This window comes from Pseudomonas sp. GW821-FHT02A11, from assembly GCF_059421985.1.
Genome location: NZ_JBWKWB010000002.1, coordinates 121,465 through 143,144, shown reverse-complemented (window position 1 = coordinate 143,144; position 21,680 = coordinate 121,465). Strand labels below are relative to the sequence as shown.

General features: G+C 61.7%; 21 protein-coding genes and 1 pseudogene. 1 reads left to right on the top strand and 21 read right to left on the bottom strand.

The genetic code is table 11. The features are described 5' to 3' along the window. Positions 1-19: 19 nt before the first annotated feature. From AC07V9_RS03150 to AC07V9_RS03060, 19 genes and pseudogenes are all read right to left on the bottom strand, one after another. The gene (locus AC07V9_RS03150; RefSeq protein WP_495014241.1) at positions 20-550 is read right to left on the bottom strand and encodes a type III secretion protein; all 531 of its coding nucleotides are present in this window, start codon (positions 548-550) and stop codon (positions 20-22) included. Next, positions 550-1,353, bottom strand: a complete 804-nt coding sequence (gene sctJ, locus AC07V9_RS03145) for a type III secretion system inner membrane ring lipoprotein SctJ (protein WP_495014240.1) — start codon at positions 1,351-1,353, stop codon at positions 550-552. The genes AC07V9_RS03150 and sctJ overlap by 1 nt, the downstream gene beginning before the upstream one ends. Positions 1,354-1,362: 9 nt before the next feature. Next, positions 1,363-1,737: a type III secretion system inner rod subunit SctI gene (gene sctI, locus AC07V9_RS03140; RefSeq protein ID WP_495014239.1), complete on the bottom strand. Its 375-nt coding sequence runs from the start codon at positions 1,735-1,737 to the stop codon at positions 1,363-1,365. Positions 1,738-1,776: 39 nt separating this feature from the next. Continuing rightward, positions 1,777-2,829 (bottom strand): type III secretion system effector HrpZ, encoded by a 1,053-nt coding sequence (locus AC07V9_RS03135; RefSeq protein WP_495014238.1) that lies wholly within the window; start codon positions 2,827-2,829, stop codon positions 1,777-1,779. 53 nt (positions 2,830-2,882) lie between these two features. Next, complete coding sequence (locus AC07V9_RS03130) at positions 2,883-3,221, bottom strand: type III secretion system major pilin HrpA (RefSeq protein WP_495014237.1); 339 nt, start codon at positions 3,219-3,221, stop codon at positions 2,883-2,885. A 412-nt stretch (positions 3,222-3,633) separates the two neighbouring features. Beyond that, positions 3,634-4,545: a sigma 54-interacting transcriptional regulator gene (locus AC07V9_RS03125; protein WP_495014236.1), complete on the bottom strand. Its 912-nt coding sequence runs from the start codon at positions 4,543-4,545 to the stop codon at positions 3,634-3,636. 48 nt (positions 4,546-4,593) lie between these two features. Continuing rightward, on the bottom strand, positions 4,594-5,541 hold the full coding sequence (locus AC07V9_RS03120; RefSeq protein ID WP_495014235.1) for a sigma 54-interacting transcriptional regulator: 948 nt from the start codon (positions 5,539-5,541) through the stop codon (positions 4,594-4,596). Positions 5,542-6,634: 1,093 nt separating this feature from the next. Further along, positions 6,635-7,732 (bottom strand): annotated as a pseudogene (locus AC07V9_RS03115) (transglycosylase SLT domain-containing protein); the annotation flags it as partial. A gap of 77 nt (positions 7,733-7,809) precedes the next feature. After that, the gene (locus tag AC07V9_RS03110) at positions 7,810-8,691 is read right to left on the bottom strand and encodes an NAD(P)-dependent oxidoreductase (protein WP_495014234.1); all 882 of its coding nucleotides are present in this window, start codon (positions 8,689-8,691) and stop codon (positions 7,810-7,812) included. A gap of 17 nt (positions 8,692-8,708) precedes the next feature. Further along, positions 8,709-10,049: an MmgE/PrpD family protein gene (locus tag AC07V9_RS03105; RefSeq protein ID WP_495014233.1), complete on the bottom strand. Its 1,341-nt coding sequence runs from the start codon at positions 10,047-10,049 to the stop codon at positions 8,709-8,711. Positions 10,050-10,087: 38 nt separating this feature from the next. After that, a complete protein-coding gene (locus AC07V9_RS03100) occupies positions 10,088-10,855 on the bottom strand; it encodes an SDR family oxidoreductase (protein ID WP_495014232.1) in 768 nt (255 codons plus the stop codon). After that, positions 10,852-11,694, bottom strand: a complete 843-nt coding sequence (locus AC07V9_RS03095; RefSeq protein WP_495014231.1) for an N-acyl homoserine lactonase family protein — start codon at positions 11,692-11,694, stop codon at positions 10,852-10,854. The genes AC07V9_RS03100 and AC07V9_RS03095 overlap by 4 nt, the downstream gene beginning before the upstream one ends. 16 nt (positions 11,695-11,710) lie before the next feature. After that, complete coding sequence (locus AC07V9_RS03090) at positions 11,711-12,487, bottom strand: carboxymuconolactone decarboxylase family protein (RefSeq protein WP_495014230.1); 777 nt, start codon at positions 12,485-12,487, stop codon at positions 11,711-11,713. 151 nt (positions 12,488-12,638) lie between these two features. Continuing rightward, complete coding sequence (locus AC07V9_RS03085) at positions 12,639-13,028, bottom strand: cupin domain-containing protein (protein ID WP_495014229.1); 390 nt, start codon at positions 13,026-13,028, stop codon at positions 12,639-12,641. Beyond that, positions 13,025-13,945, bottom strand: a complete 921-nt coding sequence (locus tag AC07V9_RS03080) for an NAD(P)-dependent oxidoreductase (protein ID WP_495014228.1) — start codon at positions 13,943-13,945, stop codon at positions 13,025-13,027. Before AC07V9_RS03080 ends, AC07V9_RS03085 begins: the two co-directional genes overlap by 4 nt. 18 nt (positions 13,946-13,963) lie before the next feature. Next, complete coding sequence (locus AC07V9_RS03075; protein WP_495014227.1) at positions 13,964-15,304, bottom strand: MFS transporter; 1,341 nt, start codon at positions 15,302-15,304, stop codon at positions 13,964-13,966. A 53-nt stretch (positions 15,305-15,357) separates the two neighbouring features. Next, complete coding sequence (locus AC07V9_RS03070; protein WP_495014226.1) at positions 15,358-15,750, bottom strand: carboxymuconolactone decarboxylase family protein; 393 nt, start codon at positions 15,748-15,750, stop codon at positions 15,358-15,360. Positions 15,751-15,843: 93 nt separating this feature from the next. Then, entirely contained in the window at positions 15,844-17,271 is a 1,428-nt protein-coding gene (locus AC07V9_RS03065) for an aldehyde dehydrogenase family protein (protein WP_495014225.1), read from the bottom strand. Positions 17,272-17,274: 3 nt separating this feature from the next. Beyond that, a complete protein-coding gene (locus AC07V9_RS03060; RefSeq protein ID WP_495014224.1) occupies positions 17,275-18,159 on the bottom strand; it encodes an NAD(P)-dependent oxidoreductase in 885 nt (294 codons plus the stop codon). Positions 18,160-18,331: 172 nt separating this feature from the next. Between AC07V9_RS03060 and AC07V9_RS03055 the strand changes: the two genes are divergently transcribed. Continuing rightward, positions 18,332-18,658, top strand: a complete 327-nt coding sequence (locus tag AC07V9_RS03055; RefSeq protein ID WP_495014223.1) for an NIPSNAP family protein — start codon at positions 18,332-18,334, stop codon at positions 18,656-18,658. Between the two features lie 77 nt (positions 18,659-18,735). Here AC07V9_RS03055 and AC07V9_RS03050 read toward each other — a convergent pair whose 3' ends face one another. Then, positions 18,736-20,061, bottom strand: coding sequence for an ammonium transporter (locus tag AC07V9_RS03050; RefSeq protein ID WP_495014222.1), 1,326 nt, complete (start codon positions 20,059-20,061; stop codon positions 18,736-18,738). Between the two features lie 276 nt (positions 20,062-20,337). Then, on the bottom strand, positions 20,338-21,672 hold the full coding sequence (locus AC07V9_RS03045) for an FMN-binding glutamate synthase family protein (RefSeq protein WP_495014221.1): 1,335 nt from the start codon (positions 21,670-21,672) through the stop codon (positions 20,338-20,340). Between the last annotated feature and the right edge of the window lie 8 nt (positions 21,673-21,680).

The window sequence follows — 21,680 nt, the reverse complement described above, 5'->3', positions numbered from 1 at the left end:
GTGTCCTTTCACGGAGGGTTCAAACGGTAGTTACGCGCCAGAGCACCGACTGCCAGAGGGTTTGCAGCTTGTTCCCGGGCAACGGCATGAAGGACGGCGGCGGCGTGCCCGGCGCCCAACTCAGGCGCAGGCGAGACCAACAGTGTTCCCCTGCCCAGGCCGCCAACAACAGACGCGGGTCAGCCAAGCCCGGGGCGAGCCATGCACCGGGTCGCAACGCCTTGGCCACGGCACGGCACCAGTTCTCATGGGCAGCTGTCGCATCGCTGTGTTCGACGCGCCCGAAGCAGATACTGGCTGCAAGGACGAGCGTCTGCTCTTGCTGCTCCGCATTGAGCATCAACCACTGAACCCACGCCGCCGGCGCTGGCGGCTGGCTCGGCGTGACGCCGACACTGTGCAAAAACGCGCTGTGTCGCCCTCGCAACAAGGGTTCGGCGGCCTGAACAGGTACACCGAGCCTTCCAACGAATGGCTCGACCCAGCCCGGATGCGCCCATTGCCAGGGCGCACACCACCACTGAATCCAGCGTTCGTCAGCGCCTTGCATCACGCACGCACCGGCAGGTTGAAACCCTCGGCGCGACGCAGGCCGATGCGCTGCAACAGTGTGTTGCGCCAGTCCGCGCGCAGGATCAGCACCAGCAACAAGACCAGCACTATCGCTGCGAACGGCGCTGCCCAGACCATGCTTCTCCAGAAATCCAGGTGCTCGCTGTCCACCAGAAACGGGCCGAAATGCACCAGCCGTTCGCTGTCCTGAAACTCGGCGGCGGGCACGAAGACGATGGCGAACTTCTTTGAATCCAGCGGCTCGCCGGACATCCCCGGAATGCTGCTGGCGACCATCTGCTGAATTCGCCCGCGCACGCTGTCCGGGTCCAGCGCGGCCGTGTGCTTGATGAACACCGCTGCCGACGCCGGCTGCACCGGTTCCCCCGGCGCGACGCGTTCCGGCAGCACCACATGCACCCGCGCAACGATCACGCCATCGATCTGCGACAGCGTGGCCTCAAGCTCCTGGGACAGCGCGTAGATGTAGCGAGCGCGCTCCTCCAGCGGCGTGGAAATCACGCCCTCTTTCTTGAAAATTTCACCCAGGCTGGTGCGCGAATGACGGGGCAACCCCGCTGCATCCAGCACCCGCACGGCGCGGTTGATGTCGGCGCTGGCGACGGTGACGACCACGCCCGTCTTTTCGGTGCGTTTGCGCGCATCGATGTGCTGATCGGCCAGGCTTGCGATCACGTCGTTGGAGTCCTGCTCGGACAGACCGCTGAACAGATCGGTCTCGTCGCTGCAGCCGCTGAGCAGCAGCATCAGGCACATCAGTCCTGCGGTCAGATACTTCACGGCGCGCCTCTATTGCAGGTTGGTCAGCTTGTCGAACGCCTGGGCGCTCTTGTTGACGACCTTGGTGGTCAACGCCATTTGCAGCGAATACTGGGACAGGGATCGGCTCATCTGGGCGATCTCCAGGGGGTCGTCGGTGGTGGACGCTTTTTTCATCTTGCGCACCGCCTGCTGGGAAAACTTGTCCATGCTGCCCAGCCGCTCGGACAGGGCACTGGCGATCTGCTCGGACAAGTGGCTCGGCTGCAATGCCGCGTCGGGGCGCATTGCCGCATTGAACAGGTCGACATCCGCCTGCGAAGGCCCGCTGACCAGTCCCTGATCAAGGTGTGGCTCAAGATCGGGGGTTGACGATTTGAGTTGATTGATATTGGAAACGGTCACAGGGGCTCTCCGGCAGACGGTGTCGAAACGAGGGACAGATCAGGCGACGTTTTTGTCCGCACCCAGCAAGGCCGAGACGATGGCGTTGGCGGCCTGGCCCAGGCTGTTTTGCAGATCGTGCTGGGCGAACAGCTGATTCTGCCCGCCGACGCCGTTGCCGTTACCGCCGCCGTTCTGGCTGGCTTCAAGGCCTTTCTCGATCAGGCCACCGAGCAGCTGGCCCAGGTCCTGCGTCACGCTGTGACCCGAATTGCCCGACTGGAAGGCGTCGTTTGCGGGCGTGCCCAGCCCGCCGCCGAGGTTGTTGCCATTGCCGGCGTTGGCGTTCAGGCCCTGCTGCAACAGGCCGCTGAGCAATTGGCCCAAGTCTTGGGTCGGGTTGCCGCTGAGCCCGCTCTGACCACCGCTTGGGTCAGTGGCGAGGCTGTTACCCAGTTGATTGTTGCCCAATTGGCCGCCGCCATCGCTCAGGCCGTTCTGCTGTTGCTCCAACTGGCCGCCGAGCATGTCCAGCGCCGCACGGAAGGCGCCGGTCTCGCTCTTGTCCAGGTAATTGTCTTCCTTGAGCTCGTTTTTCCAGGAGCCTGAATCCGGCGCCGGGAACTTGCTCGGGTTCTGGTCCATGAACTGCGCGACCTTGTCCAGCAGCGGCATGTCATCGGAGGAAAACTTCGTTCCATCACCCTGCTTGCCCAGAAGGTCATCCAACGAAGCTTTACCCAGCCCATTGAGCACCTGGGACATCAGATCCGGCTTGCCTGCGCCGCCGCTCAAACCGAAATCCGCCGCAGCGCCAAAGTTATCGCCCAGCTTGTCCTTGATCACCTCGCCAAGCGCGGCCTTGACCATCTCGGGCGACCCACCGCCCAGCGCGGCCAGGGGGTTCATCTTTTTCATCTGGTCGCCGACCATCTTGCCCAGCGGCGAGTCCTGATCCAGGTGACCGTCTTTGGTCAGGGCCTGAGCGAGCTGGCTGATGACGTCCTTGAGCGATTGCTGCGGGCCTTGTTGCCCGCCGATCCCGCCGGTAGACACCACGGTGCCGATGTGGGCGTTCTGCAGGGGGTTGATACTGGCATTGAGACTAAGCATGAAACCTCCAACTTCAGGTGGATGCCCCCTTTTTCAGGGGGCGCTCTGAGGGATCAGTAGCTGATGCCTTTGGCGTTCTGGGCCTCGGCACTGATCGCTTTGTTGGCGCTGTCTTCTTTACCGGAGCGGATGGCGCTGAGCACGTCGTTGGTCTGTTTGCGGATGTCGGCGTCGGTCTGCATGGCGATCAGGCGAGCCTGGCTGGCGTCGGCTTTTTCGGTGGCCGCGCTTTGGGCCGCCTCTGCCTTGGAAGGGCCGGCGGAGTCGGTGATGCTGCTTTCCTGTTTGAAGTTGGTGACGGCGCTGGCCGCTTGCTGGGCGGCCTGGCCACCGCCGCTGATCAGGCTGTTGGCGAAGTTACCGGCCATCGAGATTGGGTTGATACCTGGCATGTCGAATACTCCTGGGTCATCACCAGCGAAAGTGCTTGGTGTCGATGGGTGGCCCGTTGGGAGAATTCGGTTCCTTTGGTTTTTGGATTTTTTTTGGGGTGACGTCAACTTCGTCGATGTTCCACCACTCTGGCGATGCTCCGTTCGGCCTGCACCGAAGTCCCGTTCAGCGGCGTCTGAATTTCTCTGTGGAAGATCAGAAGCCAACGCACAGATCCACGCCATGCGGGAGACTTCCTGTGGGAGCGAATTCATTCGCGATGGGCCAGTGCCGCCCATGCATGTGCATCGCCTGAACGATTTTTCGCGATTGAATTCGCTCCCACAGGAAATGGCGCCCGCCGAACGCTGCATCCGGTCCCGCTACCCTGATCAGCCCCCCGACAACGGATATTCCCTCATCCAGCCCACCTCAAACATCCAGTTCCTTCATGCGGTGATAAAGCGTCCTGCGCGGAATATTCAGCTCCTGACTTACCGCGTCGATGCTGTTGTTGTGCCGCTTGAGCGCCGCCTGGATCAACACCTTTTCGATCACCCGCAACTGCGACTTCAACCCCGTCGCGGACGCCCGCGCTTCTTCCTGCTCGCAGCCCAGCAACGGAAACCCCAGTACGAACCGCTTGGCCGCCGACTTCAGCTCGCGGATATTCCCCGGCCAGTCATGGTTCAGCAGCACATGACGCAACACCGCGCTGATCTCCGGCAGCACCAACCCCGACTCACGCGCCGAGGCCAGCGCAAAGCGTCGGAACAACGGCAGGATCCGTTCACGCTGGGCACGCAGCGGGGGCAGCTTTAGGGTCAGCACATTCAGGCGAAAATACAGATCCCGCCGAAACCGCCCCTGCTCCACCAGCTCATCCAGCGCATGCTGGGCCGACGCGATCACGCACACATCCAGCGCAATCGGCGTCGTCGAGCCCAGCCGTTCCACTGCACGCGTCTCCAGCACCCGCAACAGCTTGGCCTGCAGGCTCAGCGGCATGCTGTCGATCTCGTCCAGGTAGAGCGTGCCGCCCTGGGCGGCTTCGACGTACCCCACCCGCGAACGATCGGCGCCGGTGTAGGCGCCACTGACCACACCAAACAGTTCGCTCTCGGCCAGCGATTCGGGGATCGCCGCGCAGTTCATCGCCACCAGCCGGCCCTTGCGCCCGGAGAGTTCGTGGATGCGCTGCGCCACGGTGTCCTTGCCCGTGCCGGTTTCCCCCGACAACAGCACATCGATACCAAGCTGCGAAATGCTCTGGGCGACCACCGTCAGGTTCGGCACATGACGGTCGTCGTCCAGGGGCTCATCAAAAAAATCGTACACACTCATCCACGACCTCTGGCACGTCAGGGTTGCGAGACAACGGATCCGAAGGCGTTACGAGAACAGCGGGTCAGCCCCGCCCAGGCAGCTCAGGCCCAGTTCCTTCATGCGGTGATACAGGGTGCGTCTGGGGATTTCGAGTTCTTGCACGACGGCATCGAGGCTGTGCTTGTGGCGCTTGAGGGCGTCCTCGATGAGCATTCTTTCGATGACACGCAGCTGGGTTTTCAGCCCGGTTTCAGGGTCACGGTCCGGTTCGATGTCGGCGCCCAGCAGCGGGAAGCCAAGCACGAAGCGCTTGGCCGCGGATTTCAGTTCGCGAATGTTGCCCGGCCAGGCGTGGCTGAGCAGCAATTGCACCAGGCCGTTGTCCAGCGTGGGCACGGCGCGGTGAAAATCCCCGGCAATGGTCTGGGTGAACTGGTCGAACAATGGCAGGATCTGTTCGCGACGGTTGCGCAAGGCTGGCATCTGGATGGTCAGCACGTTGAGCCGAAAAAACAGGTCGCGACGAAACAGCCCTTGTTCCACGAGTTCATCCAGAGGGCGCTGGGCCGAGGCGATGACCCGCAAGTCCACCGGCACGAAGGCCGTTGAGCCCAGCCGTTCGATGCCTCGGGTTTCGAGGATACGCAACAGCTTGGCCTGAAGGCTCAGGGGCATGCTGTCGATTTCATCCAGGTACAAGGTGCCGCCGCTGGACGCTTCGATGTACCCCTCTCGCGAACGGTTGACCCCGGTATATGCCCCGTTCACGACGCCAAACAGCTGGCTCTCCGCCAGCGATTCGGGAATGGCCGCGCAGTTCATGCCTACAAAGGAACCTGTCCGACCGGATAACTCATGAATGCACTTGGCCAGCGTGTCCTTACCCGTCCCTGTCTCTCCACACAACAGCAAATCCATGCTCAGACTCGCCGTGTTCAATGCAATCTGGTTGAGGTCCAGCGTTGCATTTCCCCCTAATGACGCCCAGCCGCTTACATCGATTTTTTCTTTCATCGATACCTCTCAAATTGGGTGCAAGCGAGTTATTAGTATCACGCATTACAAAGGCAGCAATATTTAATTTTAGTTCCCACACCGGGTGAGAACTTGTTCACAAGGTTCCGCGTGATATCAATATGACTGCATACATAGAGTTGGGCTTTAATGTTCAAGCTTTCAAACGCTGATTTAAAATCTCGACTTGCCTGCGGTGTGACAATGTTTTATTGGCAAGCGCCCACGTCAGAACGATTCTCATCGCCTTTCACAATATGTTAACAATCATGGACTTATGCTCAATCTCGGTACATCTGACGCGATGACCGTGCCAATTCGTCAGAAAACCAGCAGAGGCATAGACGCTGGGATGACATTAACGACAACGCTTGAAAAACATTAACCAATGTTAAAACCAACTTAGAATCAAGCCCCACCACAACTTGCTGAACACCCCTAAAGCGCCAATCTTAAACAACCAGCCGTATTCGTTAACTTCATACGCCGCCTTAAAACTTCGAACTCACTTGTTGAACAACTCATTATTAATCCCAACCCTCTTTCACCCACCGTAGTTGAAATACCCGCGTTCGGAAATCCAACTAACGTCATTCGGTTTTCCGAACACTGCTTTATCCATTCAGCTAACGTTCAGCAAACCCCTTGATTTACGGGGCTTGCGCTGGCACTACGCCGCTACTTTTTTCGCCACATTTCGCAAACATTTGTGTCAATCCCGCGACGCTCAGTTTCAGGATCCAACTAAGACCCAATGGCTGCTTACACGCCGAACTCGGTCGCCATAGCAAGGCATTCATGCGATGAATGGTTCGATTGATGTTTCAAGATATGTCTAGGGACTAAAACAAGGGAGGTGTATCAGGAGGGTTACAAATGCGCAAAATAGTTCAGCCGTGATGGCAGGATCTGGACGAACGAATAAGCCGCCACCGGTTTAAAACCATACTTTGCCAGCGGCTATGTTGCGGCGGACCGCTTTGTATCAGTGCCGTTACCGAGGCCGTTGCCGACATCGTGCGACCAATAGGGTCAGCCCGGAGACCTTTTTACTGCATTCGAAAGGGTCTGATTAGGGGGCCAATCTGACAGACGGCGCAGCGGGGGTTGCACTGATAGCCAGTGCCTCGACGGGCGCTTGCGGCTCGATGAGCCTTGCCAGGCTGTCCGAAACCTGACGGGCCTGCGTCCTGGGTACAAGCAAATGAGCCGGGCCATCGAGGGTTTTCTTGCGCAAGAACGCAGGATTGAGCGCCAGCAACACGGCTTCCTCGACGCCCGCGCTGGCTGCCAGCTGACCGATGTCCACGGGGCGATTCAGTTCGATGGCGGTGAAATACGGCGCATTGGACACTGGGTTGAGCTGCACCCCATAGACCTCGGGCTCGCGCACCAGCATCGACAATGCGAGCAAGCGTGGCACGTAATCCTGGGTTTCTTTCGGCAGGCTCAGGTGCCAGTAATCGGTTGGCAGCCCCCGCTGTCGGTTGGCTTCGACGGCTCGGCTCACCGTTCCCTCGCCTGCGTTGTACGCCGCCATCGCTAGCAGCCAGTCGCCGTTGAACTGGTCGTGCAGGCGCGTCAGGTAATCCATCGCCGCCTTGCTTGACGCCACGACATCGCGTCGACCGTCGTACCAGGCGGTCTGGCGCAGATTGAAGTCGCGCCCGGTGGCGGCCATGAATTGCCACAATCCTGCCGCGTCCTTGATGGAGTTGGCCTTGGGGTTGTAGGCGCTTTCGACGATGGGCAATAGCGCCAACTCAGACGGCATGCCACGGGTGTCCAGGCTTTCGGCAATGAAATGCAGGTAAGGACCTGCCCGCAGGCTTGCATTGCGCAGAAAGCCCGGGTTTTCCAGCAGCCAGTCACGCTGCCGGACGATGCGCTGATTCACGCCATTGTCGTCGACCAGCGTGAAGCCCTGGCCCAGCCGCCCCCAGATGTCGGTGCCGTCATAGGGGATTGCCGAAGTCGCGATTTTGCGCGTCGTCGGGTGGGCGTCGGTCTGGCGATTGAGCCCCGCCACCAGCCGCGGCGTGCGCTCTATTGAAGGCGCAGGCGGGTAGCCCAGCGCGGTGTAGTCGGTTGACTGGCAACCGGTGCACAGCAGCGCGATGCCGAACGAGCCGAAACGAAGGGCGCGGACGAGGGTCGAGGGCCCTTTGTGCGGGGTAAGTGCGGGCGGCATGGGGCGCGGGTCCTGAGAGCGATTACCCTAGGTGGCCCGCGCGCCCTGCTGGTTCCATGGCGAGTGGGATTAGCCGCTCAACGATTCGACCAGCCCTCGACCGTGCGCACCAGTTCGGTCAGGTCGCGCTCGCCGCCATCCTGCTGTGCGGCCACGTTCCACAACTGGCGTGCTGCGTTGCCCAGCCACATCGGCACGCCGAGGGCCTGACATTCTTCCACCGCAAGGCCCACGTCCTTGCACACGCTGGACACCGGAAAACCGAAATCGAAGTTGCCGGGCAGCACGTGCTTGGGGAATTTATCGAGGGTCGCGCCGTTCTTGCCGCTGCCCGCGTTGATCACGGCCATCATCACCTGTGGATCGAGCCCGCCTTTGACACCGGCGACAAAAGCTTCGCTGGTGATGGCGAATGCAGTGGTGGACAGCATGTTGTTCAGCAGTTTGAGCAACTGCCCCTGCCCCGGTTGCTCGCCAACGACGAACACCTTGCCGAACACGTCGAACAGGCCGCGCACCTGTTCGACGACTTCCGGCTTGCCCGCGATCATCAGCGCCAACGTACCCTTTTGCGCCCCCGCCGCGCCGCCGCTCACCGGCGCATCGACGGTTTCGATGCCCTTGGCGGCAAGGCCTGCGGCGACCTCTTGTTCGGCACGCGAACCCACGGTCGACAAGTCCACCACAATGCGCACGGCGCGGCCTTCGACGATGCCGTCGACGCCCAGTGCCACGGCCTTGAAGATGGCCGGGCTGGGCAGGCTGGTGAAGATGACTTGCGCGGTGTCGGCCACTTCCCGCACGCTGCCGGCCACCCGCGCGCCCAAGGCGCCAAGCTCATCCAGCGCGCCCTGATCCTTGTCATAGATCACCAGCGAATGCCCTTGCTCGAGAAGGCGCCGCGCCATGGGTCGCCCCATGACACCCACTCCGATAAAACCCAATTGCTGATCGGCCATGACGGTATTCCTGTTGATTAGCGACTGGCCAGGCGCATCACGGCGCCGGCGTCGTTGGATTGTTCCAGTGCCCACAGCGCCTCGATCAGAGGCTGGGGCTCGCACCCGGACCGGCCATAGGCGGCCAGCTCGCGCAATTTGTCTTCGAGAAAATGATCGCTGAGCGGCGCGTCGAGGCTGCCGAGGGAAACGTCGACGCTTCGCGTGAGGACCGAACCTGAATTGAACGTGATCCGCACCTGCGCGGATTCCACCGGGCAGTCGGCGTCATCGACGAAATGCACACGTTCATACAACGCCCGCAGCCGTTGATCGCTCACCGCCGCATCGCTGAACTCCGCCAGACCGGCCTTGCCCGTCGCCAGGCTGACCGCCACGGCGTGTTGCGCGCTGACTTGGGATTGTCTGCCGACGCGAATGTCAGGCCGATCTGTGCGTTGACGCAATAACGGATGCCCGGTGAGTTCGATGCGCTGAATGTCGTCCAGCCCCCACGTACGATCCCGTGCCAGTTCGAGGCACGCCTGAATCACCGGGTTGAGCACCACCCCGCAGGGATAGGGTTTGTAAATGTTCGCCAGCAACGCCCAGCGCTCGCCCAGCCCGACGCTGATTTCGTCAAAACGCGGCTGTTCACCGAACACCTTCAAGAAACCGCGCTCCCCCTCCAGCGGCTGGTCTGGCCCGACGAACCCGTCCTGTGCCAGCAATGCAGAGAGCAGGCCATTGCGCGCCGCATTGCCAACACCCATGCTCTTCGCCGCGCTGCCGAGGGTTTCCACCAGCCCGCTGGCTTGCGCGCTGGCATTGCCAAAGGCGCCGACCAACTGCCGGGCGTCGAGGCCAAGCACCTTGCCGATGGCCGCTGCCGCACCGAACACCCCGCACGTCGAGGTGATGTGCCACCCGCGCTGATAATGTTCAGGGGAAATGGCGATCGCGATCCGGCTCTCGACTTCCACGCCCAACACGAACGCCAACAACAGCTGTTCGCCGCTGACAGGCTGCGTTTCCGCCAGCGAGAACAACGCCGCTGCCACCGGTGCCGTCGGGTGCAGGATCGTCGGCATGTGCGTGTCGTCGTAGTCGAAGACATTGGCGCTCATGGCATTCAGCGACGCCGCATTGAGCATGTCCATGACTTCGCTGCGCCCGATGACGTGGGCTGCACTGCCTGCGTTGAAGCGCGTAAACAGCGTCGCCGCTTTCGTTACGTCCGAATCGCTGCAACCGGCCAGCGACACAGCGAAATAATTGACCAATGCGCGATGGGCTTCGTGACGCACGTGGGCGGGAATGTCCGACCAGGTGGTGCGTTCGATGAAATGCGCGAGTTGTAGGCTGAGGCTCTGGGTCATGGGCAGTTCCGATTTCCAAGGATCATGTTCAGCATCGCTCACCCCGCCATCCACCCGTCATCCACCGGCAATGTCGCGCCGGTAATCGACCCCGCCGATTCGCTGCACAGGTAGACGATCAAATCCGCCACATGGCTGGCCTGGACAAAGCGCCCTGTGGCCTGTTTGCCGTGCAGAAACTCCACGGTAGCGGTCTGGCGGTCGAGCTGTTTTTCGGCCATCAGCGCGGTCAGGCGGCTGTCGATGTTCGGCGTCATCACCGAGCCGGGGCACACGGCGTTGCACGTGATGCCCTGCCCCAGGGTTTCTACCGCCACGGCGCGGGTCAGGCCCAGCAGCGCGGTTTTGGTGGTGACGTAATCGATGCGGTTGGCGATGGCCCGCGACCCATACGCCGACGACAGGTTGAAAATCCGCCCCCATTGCCTTTCGCGCATGCCCGGCAGCACTCGCTGGATTGCCAGAAAGGCGGCCGTGACATTTACTGCCAATGCCTGATCCCAGCGCGCCAGCGGGAAGTCTTCCAGCGGCGCGAAGTGCCGGATCACAGCATTGTTGACCAGCACATCGACCTGACCCGCCGACGCGATCAGCGCTTGGACGCCATCAGGTGTGGACAGGTCAGCGCGCACGTAGCGCACTTGCACATCGTGGGCGCGCATCAAATCGTCGCAGGTGTCGCGCACCTCATCGGGCGTGGCCAAACCGTGCAGCACAAGGTTGTATCCCGCGGCGGCCAGCCCGGCGCCCATCGCCAGCCCCAAGCCGTCCGACGACCCGGTCACCAGTGCCGTGCGCCGTTTCATACCCCGGCTCCGTTGGCGTCGATGCGTACCGCGAACGACGGATCGCTCGGATCGACCGGCGCGAAACGGTTCATCACGTCCGGGTCATGGCCGGGGATCACCCGCGCACCGGGACGTTGCAGCCATTCGCGAATGCGCTCGTAGCCCTGGTACATGTCGGCCAGGCTGTCGAGCACAGCGAAGGGCCGGTCCTGCTCCAGTTCGTCGTAATAGTGAATGGCGTCCGACGCGAGGATCACCGGCCCTTCGGGCATTTCCACCACCACCGCCATCTGGCCCGGAGTGTGGCCGCCGAGTTCGTACAGCTCGATGCCGGGGATCAGCGTGTTCTGTTTTTCGTCGAGCAAGGTGATACGCCCTTCGCGGTGCAGCGTCTGAATTCGCTCGATGTCCAACGGGTCGATGTGGTGGCCGTACTGCGGGCGCTTGCCCATGTCGGTGCCCCAGAACTCGAACTCCTTGCGCGACATGACGATCTTCGCGTTCGGGTATAGACCCAAGTTTCCCGCATGGTCGTAGTGGGCGTGGGTCAACACCAGCAGCTTGACCTCTTTGGGGTCGATGCCCAAACGCGCCAGCGCATCGGCGGGCGCTACCACCGGTTGGCGCTTGCGCGCTGTCGCTGCTTCCGGGCTGAAACCAGTGTCGATGACGATGGTTTGCTCGGCGTTGCGGAAGATCCAGAAAAAGTAATCCATGGTGATTTCCGCGTCCGGTTCCCGGTAGGCGCGGAAGTTGTAATAGCACTCGCTTTTGGTGGTCTGGCGAGTGCCGTAGCGCACCACGATGACCTCGGGATCTTGCCAGTTCGGTGTGGGGGTCTGCTTATTGTTATTCATTGAAGACTCCGGTATTTCATCGGTTCAGGTTGGCGTGAACACTCGCCTCGCCCAGGGCCTTCTCGAGCAACGGCGCCGCTGCAAGTGCGCCGTGGATACCGATCAGGCTGACGATCTCCAGCACTTCCATCAGCTCTTCCTTGGTCGCGCCATAGCGCAGGGCGTTGCGCATGTGCAGCTTGAGGCCCGGTACGTACAGGTGCGTGGCGGCAGCATCGAAGGCGCAATACATCATTTCCTTGACCTTGGGCTCCAGCACCCCGGTGCGCCAGGGCACCGAGGAGAATTCGACGTAGGCCTGGAACAGTTCCGGGTCCAGTTCCAGCAAGCCTTCCCAGGACGCGTGCCAGTAGCCGCGGTTTTCCATAAAGCTGGTTTTCAAGGCGTCGCGCCTGGCATCCAGCGGTTGGGGGCCGTCAAGCATGCCCTCTTCTTCAAGCACTTCCAGTAACACTGGCACACCGACGTTGGAGGCATGAATGCCGACAGTGCTGATCAGCTCCAGCACTTCGGTCAGTTCCTCGCGCGTGGCGCCGTGCTCAATGGCCACCTCCAGATGCGCCTGAATGCCGGGCTGGAACAGGTGGGTGGCGTTGGCACTGGCGGCCAGGGCGATGAAGGCCTTGACCTTGTCTGGCAGGTGATTCTTCTGCCAGGGCACCGCGGCGAAACCTGCGTAGGCTTCGACGAAGCCAGGGTCCAGCCGCAGCAGACTGTCCCAGGCCGGGGTCCACGTGCCACGGCTACGCTCGAAGGCGGCTTTGGCTTGTTGTTGTTTTTCGGTGAGGCTCATGGTGTTCCTCGTTGCACAATTGAGCGCGGGGCCTGCCCTGTGGCAGCGAATTCATTCGCGATTTGGCCCTCATGATCGGTACCTATGTGGCGCTAATCACATCGCATCGCGAATGAATTCGCTCCCACAGGGGAGATAGCGGTGTATTTGTTCAATCCGCCGACCGCAAATAATCCACATCCGCCACCGCTTCCTGCCACACCGTCTTGCCGATGGACGTGGCGGTGTGAACCATGAAGTTTTTGGTATTGGCGCCATGCCAGTGCCGTTCGTTGGGGCCGATCCACACCGTGTCGCCCTGCCGAATCGCCTGTGGCTCGCTGCCTTCCAGACAGATCCAGCCGCTGCCCGAAGTGACGTACAGCACCTGGCCCTGTTCGTGGTAATGCCAAAAAGTGCGTGCGCCGGGGTTGAACGAAACGTTGTTGATGGTCACACCATCGGTGGTCGGCATCACCGGGTCAGCCCAGACCACCCCGGTAAAGGTGGCGCCGCGCTGTTCGGAAATCGCGCCTTCGACGCTGCCGTGAAAAACCTTCATGACTGCTCTCCTGTTTTGCCTGTAGCCGATTCATGCAGGCGCACCCCACCGGACATGTCGCCGATGGCGTCCACCACTCTGTTGCTGATCAGGTCGCCATAGCCCAGCGCCGTTTGCAGGCCGAAACTGGCCAGCGGACCCGACGCATTGAGGGAGGCGACCCCCAGTTCGCGGACGCGGTCCAGGTACAGCACCACGTCTTTGCTCATCAACTTGCCGGTCAGGCCGCCTTCCAGGTAATTGCCGTCGACGATGTGCGGGAAACGATTGAGCGTGGCGAAATTGACCCCGCTGCTGCTGTTGAGCACTTCGAGCAGGCGGTGCAGATCAAGCCCCGCTTTTTTGCCCGCCACCATCACCTCGGCCGTGGCCGCCAGGCTCACCGCGTTGAGGAAGTTATTGAGCAGTTTGGTGGTGTGCCCGGCGCCGCTTTCGCCCATCAAAAAGACCTTGCTGGCGATGGGTTTGAACACCCAGGCCAAGGCGTCCACCGTGGCGGCGTCGCCTCCGACCATGAGGGTCAACGCGCCCTTTTCGGCGGCAGCGGCGCCGCCGGAAATCCCGGCATCGACGTACTGCACCCCGCGCTCGGCGAACAGACCGTGCAGGCGCAGGGTCGAACTCGCCGCTGCGGTGCTCAGGTCAACGACGATCTGCCCTTCACGGCAGTGCGCCAACAGCCCTTGCGGGCCCTCGACCACGGCCTCGACCACCTTGCTGTCCGGCAGCGACAACAACACCACGCCCGCTTCGGACACCACGTCGGCGATGGACTTGGCCACCTGCGCGCCGGCGGCCTTGACCCGCTCGGCGTCGGTGTCAAAACCGAGCACGCTCAGGCCAGCATTCACCAGGCAGCGCGTCATGCGCCCGCCCATGTTGCCCAAGCCGATGAAACCCACAGTTGTATTGCTCACGATTGATCTCCTCGCGGCCTAGAAATCGACGTCTTTGGTTTCCGGCCCCATGTAGGCGCCGACGGTCGCGATCACCCCACCGATCACCAACAGCACGGCGGGTGTGACGGTGAACGGCATGAACTCGCCCAGCCAGGCCATATAGAAGGCGTAAAACGACGGGATGATCACCGAGAGGCTGAAGCCGACACCGAAACCGGTGGCGCGCACATCGGTCACGAAACGCTCGTTGATGTAGGTCACAATCACGCCCCAAGGCGCGGTCACCAGCACCGACAGCACGCAGACCAGGGTCATGATCACCGGCAGCGACAGCCCCTGAACGTTGGCCAGCGCGTACATGATGGCCGCGCCCACGGTGGCGATGATCGGCCCCAGGGTGATGAAGAACCGTCGGCGACCGATCTTCTGGCCAATCATGCCCGAGCCGATGTAGCTGAAGAACAGCACTGAATAGGCGATCAACAGCGTGCCGGTGACTTCCATGCCGGACAGGTGCAGGGTGTTTCGCAGAAGGCCCGTGGGCAGGAAGATGGTGATGATGTTCTGGGTCAGCCAGAAGCCGGTCATCATCAGCAACACTTGCAGCAAATTGCGCCCGCTCTTGCCTCGGATCAGGTCGGTCAGCGGCAGTTTTTCCCGAGGCTTGTTGCCTGTTTCGCTTTCCCATATTTCCGATTCCGACACCGCGTACACGTAATACAGCGCCAGCACGCCGGCCAGAACCGCGCCAATCACGAACGGAATCCGCCAGCCCCATTGCACGTAGGGCGAGCCTGGGCCGTCCAGCGGGAACAGCATGAACATCAGCATCGCCACCAGGTTGATGCTCACATAGGCCAGTGGGAAGCCGGCGATGATCAGGCCACCGACGAAGCCACGCTGATGCTTCTTGGAATACTCGATGGCCAGCGGCATGGCTCCGGTGTAGCCGCCGCCGAGGAAAATGCCATCGACGAAGCGCAACAGCACCAGCAGCCAGTACGAGGCAATGCCGATGGTCTCGTAGCCGGGCAACAGCGCGATCAACAGCGTCACCACGCCAAAGCCGGTCACCGAATAGATCGAGGCCATGCGTCGGCCGGTCTTGTCGGCGATCATGCCGAAGAGCAAGGCCCCGATCGGGCGGCCCAGCAGCGTGGTGATGAACACCAGCGAGGCGAGAATGGCGGCCATGCCCGGCGACAACTGCGCTGGCTGGAAGAAGAACAGCACCGGGGACAACACCACCACCGGCAAGTAGATGTCGAACATGTCGATGTATTCGGAGAAGAAGGCGCCCTTGATCGCGTTTCTTCTTTTCTTCTCGATCGACTGATCGGTTTCAGCCACCGAACTGGCTGGGGCGTAGGTGCTCATGACGTTTTCCTTATAGTTATTGTCGGACGCAAGCAATGAAGTCGAGGTTGAGTTCAGCCGACGCTCTCGGCTTCAAAGGCCTTGATCGCCTCGGACGCCACCCGAAAGGCCGCTAGGCCCAGCGGCGCGCCGCAGTACACCGCCGCCTGCATCAGCACGGCGCGAATTTCATCTTTGCTCACGCCATTACGCAGTGCGCCCCGAACATGAACGCTCAGTTCGTGGTGCTGACTCATGGCGGTGAGCATGGCGATGTTGATGATGCTGCGGGTCTTGAACGACAGCGTCGGGTCTCCCCAGATCTCGCCCCAGCAGACTTCGGTCACCATCTTCTGCATCGGCCGGTTAAAGTCATCGGCCGCCGCCCAGGACTTCTCGACATGGCGGTCGCCCAGCACTTCCTTGCGATTGTTGAAGCCCTGATTGAAACGTTCGTTGTCTTCCATCGTTCTGCCACCTTGTTCGTACGATCGACTGATTGTCATACATCTAAAACAGGCAAATTTTTTTGCGTCACAGCACGTCGGCTCTAAGGCCAGTCAGGCGCCGTAACCCACCATCGATTTCACTTCCAGGTATTCGCGCAGGCCGTACTCGCCCCACTCCCGGCCATTGCCAGAGCGCTTCACACCACCAAAGGGCGCTGCGAAATCGGCCGGCGGGTAGTTCAAATGCACGGTGCCGGCCTGTAATTGCCGAGCGACATCCCGCGCCCGTTGCTGATCGGCACACTGCACATACGCGGCCAGGCCGTAAGGGGTGCCGTTGGCGATGGCGATCGCCTGCGCCTGGCTGTCGTAGGGGATCATCGACAGCACCGGGCCGAAGATTTCCTCCTGCGCGATGGTCATCTCGGGCGTGACATTGGCGAACACCGTTGGCTTGGCGTAATAGCCCTTCTCGATGCCATCCGGCAGGCCCACGCCGCCGGTGACCAGCTGCGCGCCTTGGTCGATGCCGGTCTGAATCAGCTCTTGGACACGCCGAAATTGCGCACGATTGACCAAGGGGCCCAGTTGGGTGTGTTCGTCGGCGGTCGGGCCGACGCTGTAGCCCTCGGCGGCGGTCCTGGCGATCTGCACGGCATCGTCCATCAGCGCACGTGGGATCAGCATCCGCGTTGGAATCGAGCAGGACTGGCCGCTGTTGGTAAAGCACGCGGCGACGCCACGGGTCACGGCGTCCTGCAGATTGACGTCGTCGAGCAGGATGTTCGCCGACTTGCCGCCCAACTCCTGAGCCACTCGCTTGACCGTATCGGCCGCAGACTTGGCCACCAGCACACCGGCGCGGGTCGAACCGGTGAAGGACAGCATGTCGATGTCCGGATGCGCTGACAGCGCCGCGCCCACACCGGGCCCGTTGCCATTGACCAGATTGAACACCCCAGGCGGCACGCCTGCTTCGTCCAGTACTTCGGCAAACAGCAGGCTGCTTAGCGGCGAATATTCGCTGGGCTTGAGCACCATGGTACAACCCGCTGCCAGCGCCGGGCCGACCTTGACCACGATCTGGTTGATCGGCCAGTTCCATGGCGTGATCAGCCCGCACACGCCCACCGGCTCGTGACGAATCAGCGTAGTGCCCTGGACTTCCTCGAACTGAAAGCGCTGCAGCACTTCGATCAACTGATTGAGGTGCAGCCAGCCCCGAGGCACCTGGAATTTGCGCGAGAACGTGATTGGCGAGCCCATCTCGATGCGCATGGCTTGGGCAAATTCTTCCTGGCGACTTTCATAAATGGAGACGATGCGTTTGAGCAAGGCAATGCGCTCGGCAACACTCGTTTCGGCGTATTCCGGTAAGGCCTCGCGCGCGGCGGCCACGGCGCGATCGACGTCGCTGGCATCACCCAGCGCCAGACGATCGACCACCGTTTCCGTGGCCGGGTCGATCACCTCGAACCAGCGGGGAGAAGCCGGTTCGACCCAGCGTCCATCGATGTAAAAGGAGGCGGCATGGGACATGGGTCAGGCCTCGCCTTCGTTGGCCAGCATGCGATACATCTCGGTGTGGTCGGTGGTCGGCGTTGCGTCCTGGGCCACGTCGTTCCAGACCTTGACCGCGCTCTGGCCGAAGAGCAGCGGGTAATCCAGCGCATCGGACAAGCCCTTGGCGATTTTCAGGTCCTTGTTCATCAACTGCATCGAAAAGCCCGAACCGAAGGTGCCGCTGAGCATGAACTGCCGGGCCTTGTTCAGCGACGTGTTGGTGCCGCCGCTGGAGGCGTTGAGCACATCGACCATGACGTCCGGGTCGATGCCGAAACGCTTGGCCACATGCAGCGCCTCGACAGTGGCCATCAGCCCGGCAGCCGAGACGAAATTGTTCAGCGCCTTGGCCGCATGCCCTGCCCCGGCATCGCCGATGTGCAGGATGTTCTTGCCCATGGCGTCGAGCACCGGGCGGCAGCGTTGCATCACAGCAGCATCGCCGCCCACCAGAATCGCCAGGCTGCCGTCCACGGCGCGCTTGACCCCACCGGAAACCGGAGCGTCAAGGTATTCAAGATTGAGGGTTTTGAGCTTGCCGCCCAGTTCGCGGGAGCGCGCCGGCTCCGAAGAACTCATGTCGATGACCATGGTACGCGGCGCCAGTGAAGCCGCCCAGCCGCCCTCCCCCAGCAACACGCTCTCGACAATAGTGGAGTTGGGCAGCATGGTGATCAGCGCGTCGAGTTCGGCGGCGTTTTCCGGGGTCAGCGCCTGGGCACCGAGGGTGGCCTGCACATCGCGCAGACGCCCGGTATCGGCGTCTGCCAGGAACAGTTGAAAGCCGGCCTTGGCCAGGCAGGTGGTCATCGGCGTACCCATCATGCCCAGTCCGATGAAGCCGATCCGTTGCGGTTGCGTCATGTTCGTGCCCTTTGATTTCTTATGTTCTTGTCAATCGGGTCGAGCCAGCGTTTTGCAGTGGTTCTGCTCGACGTTCGCCAGCAGTTGCGACAAAACTATAGGACTGTCATACAATCGGTCAATAGGCTAATTTACGGTTTCCTACCAGCGGCATCTTTGAGGAGTTGGACGAATGATCGTGGAATTGCGTATCTATCACTGTGCACCGGGTCGTCTGCCAGCGCTACATGAGCGCTTTACCAGCACGACGCTGGGGTTTTTCGAGAAGTACGGGATCAGGCAGATCGGGTTCTGGACCAACCTGACCGGGGCGACCAATCAGTCGCTGACGTATCTGTTGCAATGGGAAAGCCTGGCTGAGCGGGAGGCGAAGTGGAATGCGTTTCAGAGCGATGCCGAGTGGATCGCCAAGCGCGCGGCAAGTGAGGCGCAGGCGATTATCGTGGAGCGGATCGAGAACCAGTTTTTGACGCCGACAGGGTATTCGGCTTTGAAGTGACTGTTTTTTTTGCGTGAAGCAGTCCGGCTTGCCGTTGGCAAACCGGACTTCTGAGGGATCAGGGTTTCGCACTCACATCAGTGGTTATACGCACGCTCATTGTGCTCAGCCAGATCCAGGCCCATGTCTTCCACGTGTTCATCGGCACGCAGTCCGACGACCGCCTTGACGACTTTCAGGATCACCCAGCTGACCAAAAAACAGTAGACGGTGGTGAACACCACGCCTTTGATCTGCGCGATCACTTGACTGCCCAGGGTCACGCCTTCGACCAGCCCGCCCAGCGATGGGACGCAGAACACGCCGGTCAGTACCGCACCGATCATGCCGCCGATGCCGTGAAGGCCGAAGACGTCGAGGCTGTCGTCGTAGCCGAAGCGTTTCTTCAGGACGGTGACGCTGAGGTAGCAGAACACGCCGCACAGCAAGCCGATCGCCAATGCGCCACCGACGCCCACGTAGGCGCACGCCGGGGTGATGCCGACCAGACCGGCCAACGCCCCGCTGGCCAGGCCCAGCGCGCTGGGCTTGCCGACCTTCAGCCACTCGGTGAACATCCAGCCGAGGATGCCGGCGCAGGCGCCCAGTTGGGTGTTGAGCATGACGATGCCCGACAGGCCATTCAGGCCGCCGCCCGAACCGATGTTGAAGCCGAACCAGCCAACCCAGAGCATCGCCGCGCCGACCATGGTCAGGCTCAGGTTATGGGCGGGCATCGGCGCGTTGGCGTAGCCTTTGCGCTTGCCCAGCATCAGGCACGCCGCCAGCGCTGCAACGCCTGCGTTGATGTGCACGGCGGTGCCGCCGGCGAAATCCAGCACGCCCCAGTTGTGCATCAACGCACCTGCCCCGCCCCAGACCATGTGCGCCACCGGCGCGTAGACCAATGTGAACCAGATGGCCATGAACAGCAGCGCCGCCGAGAACTTCATGCGCTCGGCGAAGGCACCTGCGATCAGGGCTGGGGTGATGATGGCGAAGGTCATCTGGAAGGTCACGAACACGCCTTCAGGGATGTCGCCCACCAGGCTTTCCGGGGTCATACCGGCAAGAAACGCACGGCTCAGGCCGCCGACGAAGCTGTTGAAGCTGACCTCACCCTCGACCATGTTGGTGGTGTCGACCACCATGCTGTAGCCGTAGATCACCCACAACACGCCCACCAGCCCGGCGATGCCGAAGCATTGGGTGAACAACGAGAGCATGTTTTTCGCCCGCACCAGACCGCCGTAAAAAAGCGCCAGGCCCGGCAGACACATGAACAGCACCAGCACGGCGGCGGTGACCATCCACGCGGTGCTGCCGGTGTTCAACGTCGCGGCGTCGGCCGCCTGAGCCAAGGGAATGCAGGCGCTGAGCGCCATCACTAAAAGAAGGGATTTGCCGGGTAGACGGTTAACCATTTTCGAAGCTCCTGCAATGAATGGAAAAGTGTCTGGCAGAAAGCAATGAAGTGAAGCGGCGGGCCTTGCTGGCCTCTTGAGATGGGCGCTGTCATTGCATTAATTCAAGCCTGGCGAGAACTGTGGGAGCGAATTCATTCGCGAGAGGCCGGTACAGCTGGCAGAGATTAGCCGTCTGAAATGCCGCCTCGCGAATGAATTCGCTCCCACAGTGGTCATGGCCCAGCAGCCAGGGGTTCGCCAACAGGGCTGGCGAAACCGTTCAACCGCCGTGAATCAATACTGCTGCCCCGGGATCCACGAAGTCCCTGCCAACGGCACCCGGGCCATGGCCGCTGATTCCACGGTCAAGGCCACCAGGTCCTCGGGGTCGAGGTTGTGCAGGTGGGACTTGCCGCAGGCGCGGGCCATGGTTTGCGCTTCCAGCACCAGGACACGCAAATAGTTGGCCAACCTGCGCCCGCCTTCGACCGGATCCAGGCGTTTGGAGAGTTCCGGGTCCTGGGTGGTGATGCCTGCAGGGTCGCGGCCGTTCTGCCAGTCGTCGTAGAAACCGGCGGCTGAGCCGATTTTTTTCAGCTCGTCGTCGAGGCGCGGATGGTTGTCGCCCAGAGCGATCAGCGCCGCCGTGCCGATGGCCACGGCGTCTGCGCCCAGTGCCATGGCCTTGGCCACGTCTGCACCATTGCGAATCCCGCCGGAGACGACCAGCTGCACTTTGCGGTGCATGCCCATCTCCTGCAGCGCCTGAACGGCTTGCGGGATGGCTGGCAGAATCGGAATGCCGACGTGCTCGATGAACACTTCCTGAGTCGCTGCGGTGCCGCCCTGCATGCCATCCAGAACGATCACATCAGCCCCGGCCTTGACTGCCAGCTTGACGTCGTAGTATGGGCGACTGGCGCCGATCTTCACGTAGATCGGCTTTTCCCAATCGGTGATCTCGCGGATCTCGGCAATCTTGATCGCCAGGTCGTCCGGGCCGGTCCAGTCCGGGTGACGGCAGGCCGAACGCTGATCGACGCCAATCGGCAAGGTGCGCATGCCCGCCACGCGCTCGGTGACCTTCATGCCCAGCAGCATGCCGCCGCCACCGGGCTTGGCGCCCTGCCCCAGCACGATCTCGATGGCGTCGGCCTTGCGCAGGTCGTCCGGGTTCATGCCATAACGCGACGGCAGGTATTGGTAGACCAGATGCTGCGACTGGCCGCGTTCTTCCGGGGTCATGCCGCCGTCGCCGGTGGTGGTACTGGTGCCGGCGATGGTCGCGCCACGGCCCAGGGCCTCTTTGGCATTGGCCGACAACGCACCGAAACTCATGCCGGCGATGGTCACCGGGATCTTCAGGTGAATCGGCTTCTTGGCGAAGCGATTGCCGAGGATCACGTCGGTGCCACACTTCTCGCGATAGCCTTCCAGTGGGTAGCGCGACACGCTGGCGCCGAGCAGCAGCAGATCATCGAAGTGCGGCAGCTTGCGCTTGGTGCCGCCGCCGCGAATGTCGTAGATGCCGGTTTCGGCGGCACGCTGTATTTCCTGGATGGCCAGACGATCAAAGGTGGCCGATTCGCGCAGAACGGGAGCTGCCTTGGGGGTGTGGGATTCGCTCATGGAAATGC

Bases quoted from the DNA above. Each gene is read 5' to 3' on its own strand.
- AC07V9_RS03150 (WP_495014241.1), bottom strand. From the start codon at position 550: ATGCAAGGCGCTGACGAACGCTGGATTCAGTGGTGGTGTGCGCCCTGG.
- AC07V9_RS03105 (WP_495014233.1), bottom strand. From the start codon at position 10,049: ATGACCCAGAGCCTCAGCCTACAACTCGCGCATTTCATCGAACGCACC.
- AC07V9_RS03045 (WP_495014221.1), bottom strand. From the start codon at position 21,672: ATGAGCGAATCCCACACCCCCAAGGCAGCTCCCGTTCTGCGCGAATCG.
- AC07V9_RS03055 (WP_495014223.1), top strand. From the start codon at position 18,332: ATGATCGTGGAATTGCGTATCTATCACTGTGCACCGGGTCGTCTGCCA.
- AC07V9_RS03130 (WP_495014237.1), bottom strand. From the start codon at position 3,221: ATGCCAGGTATCAACCCAATCTCGATGGCCGGTAACTTCGCCAACAGC.
- AC07V9_RS03070 (WP_495014226.1), bottom strand. From the start codon at position 15,750: ATGGAAGACAACGAACGTTTCAATCAGGGCTTCAACAATCGCAAGGAA.
- AC07V9_RS03075 (WP_495014227.1), bottom strand. From the start codon at position 15,304: ATGAGCACCTACGCCCCAGCCAGTTCGGTGGCTGAAACCGATCAGTCG.
- AC07V9_RS03085 (WP_495014229.1), bottom strand. From the start codon at position 13,028: ATGAAGGTTTTTCACGGCAGCGTCGAAGGCGCGATTTCCGAACAGCGC.
- AC07V9_RS03125 (WP_495014236.1), bottom strand. From the start codon at position 4,545: ATGAGTGTGTACGATTTTTTTGATGAGCCCCTGGACGACGACCGTCAT.
- AC07V9_RS03060 (WP_495014224.1), bottom strand. From the start codon at position 18,159: ATGACGCAACCGCAACGGATCGGCTTCATCGGACTGGGCATGATGGGT.
- AC07V9_RS03110 (WP_495014234.1), bottom strand. From the start codon at position 8,691: ATGGCCGATCAGCAATTGGGTTTTATCGGAGTGGGTGTCATGGGGCGA.
- AC07V9_RS03065 (WP_495014225.1), bottom strand. From the start codon at position 17,271: ATGTCCCATGCCGCCTCCTTTTACATCGATGGACGCTGGGTCGAACCG.
- AC07V9_RS03050 (WP_495014222.1), bottom strand. From the start codon at position 20,061: ATGGTTAACCGTCTACCCGGCAAATCCCTTCTTTTAGTGATGGCGCTC.
- AC07V9_RS03120 (WP_495014235.1), bottom strand. From the start codon at position 5,541: ATGAAAGAAAAAATCGATGTAAGCGGCTGGGCGTCATTAGGGGGAAAT.
- AC07V9_RS03135 (WP_495014238.1), bottom strand. From the start codon at position 2,829: ATGCTTAGTCTCAATGCCAGTATCAACCCCCTGCAGAACGCCCACATC.
- AC07V9_RS03100 (WP_495014232.1), bottom strand. From the start codon at position 10,855: ATGAAACGGCGCACGGCACTGGTGACCGGGTCGTCGGACGGCTTGGGG.
- AC07V9_RS03090 (WP_495014230.1), bottom strand. From the start codon at position 12,487: ATGAGCCTCACCGAAAAACAACAACAAGCCAAAGCCGCCTTCGAGCGT.
- AC07V9_RS03095 (WP_495014231.1), bottom strand. From the start codon at position 11,694: ATGAATAACAATAAGCAGACCCCCACACCGAACTGGCAAGATCCCGAG.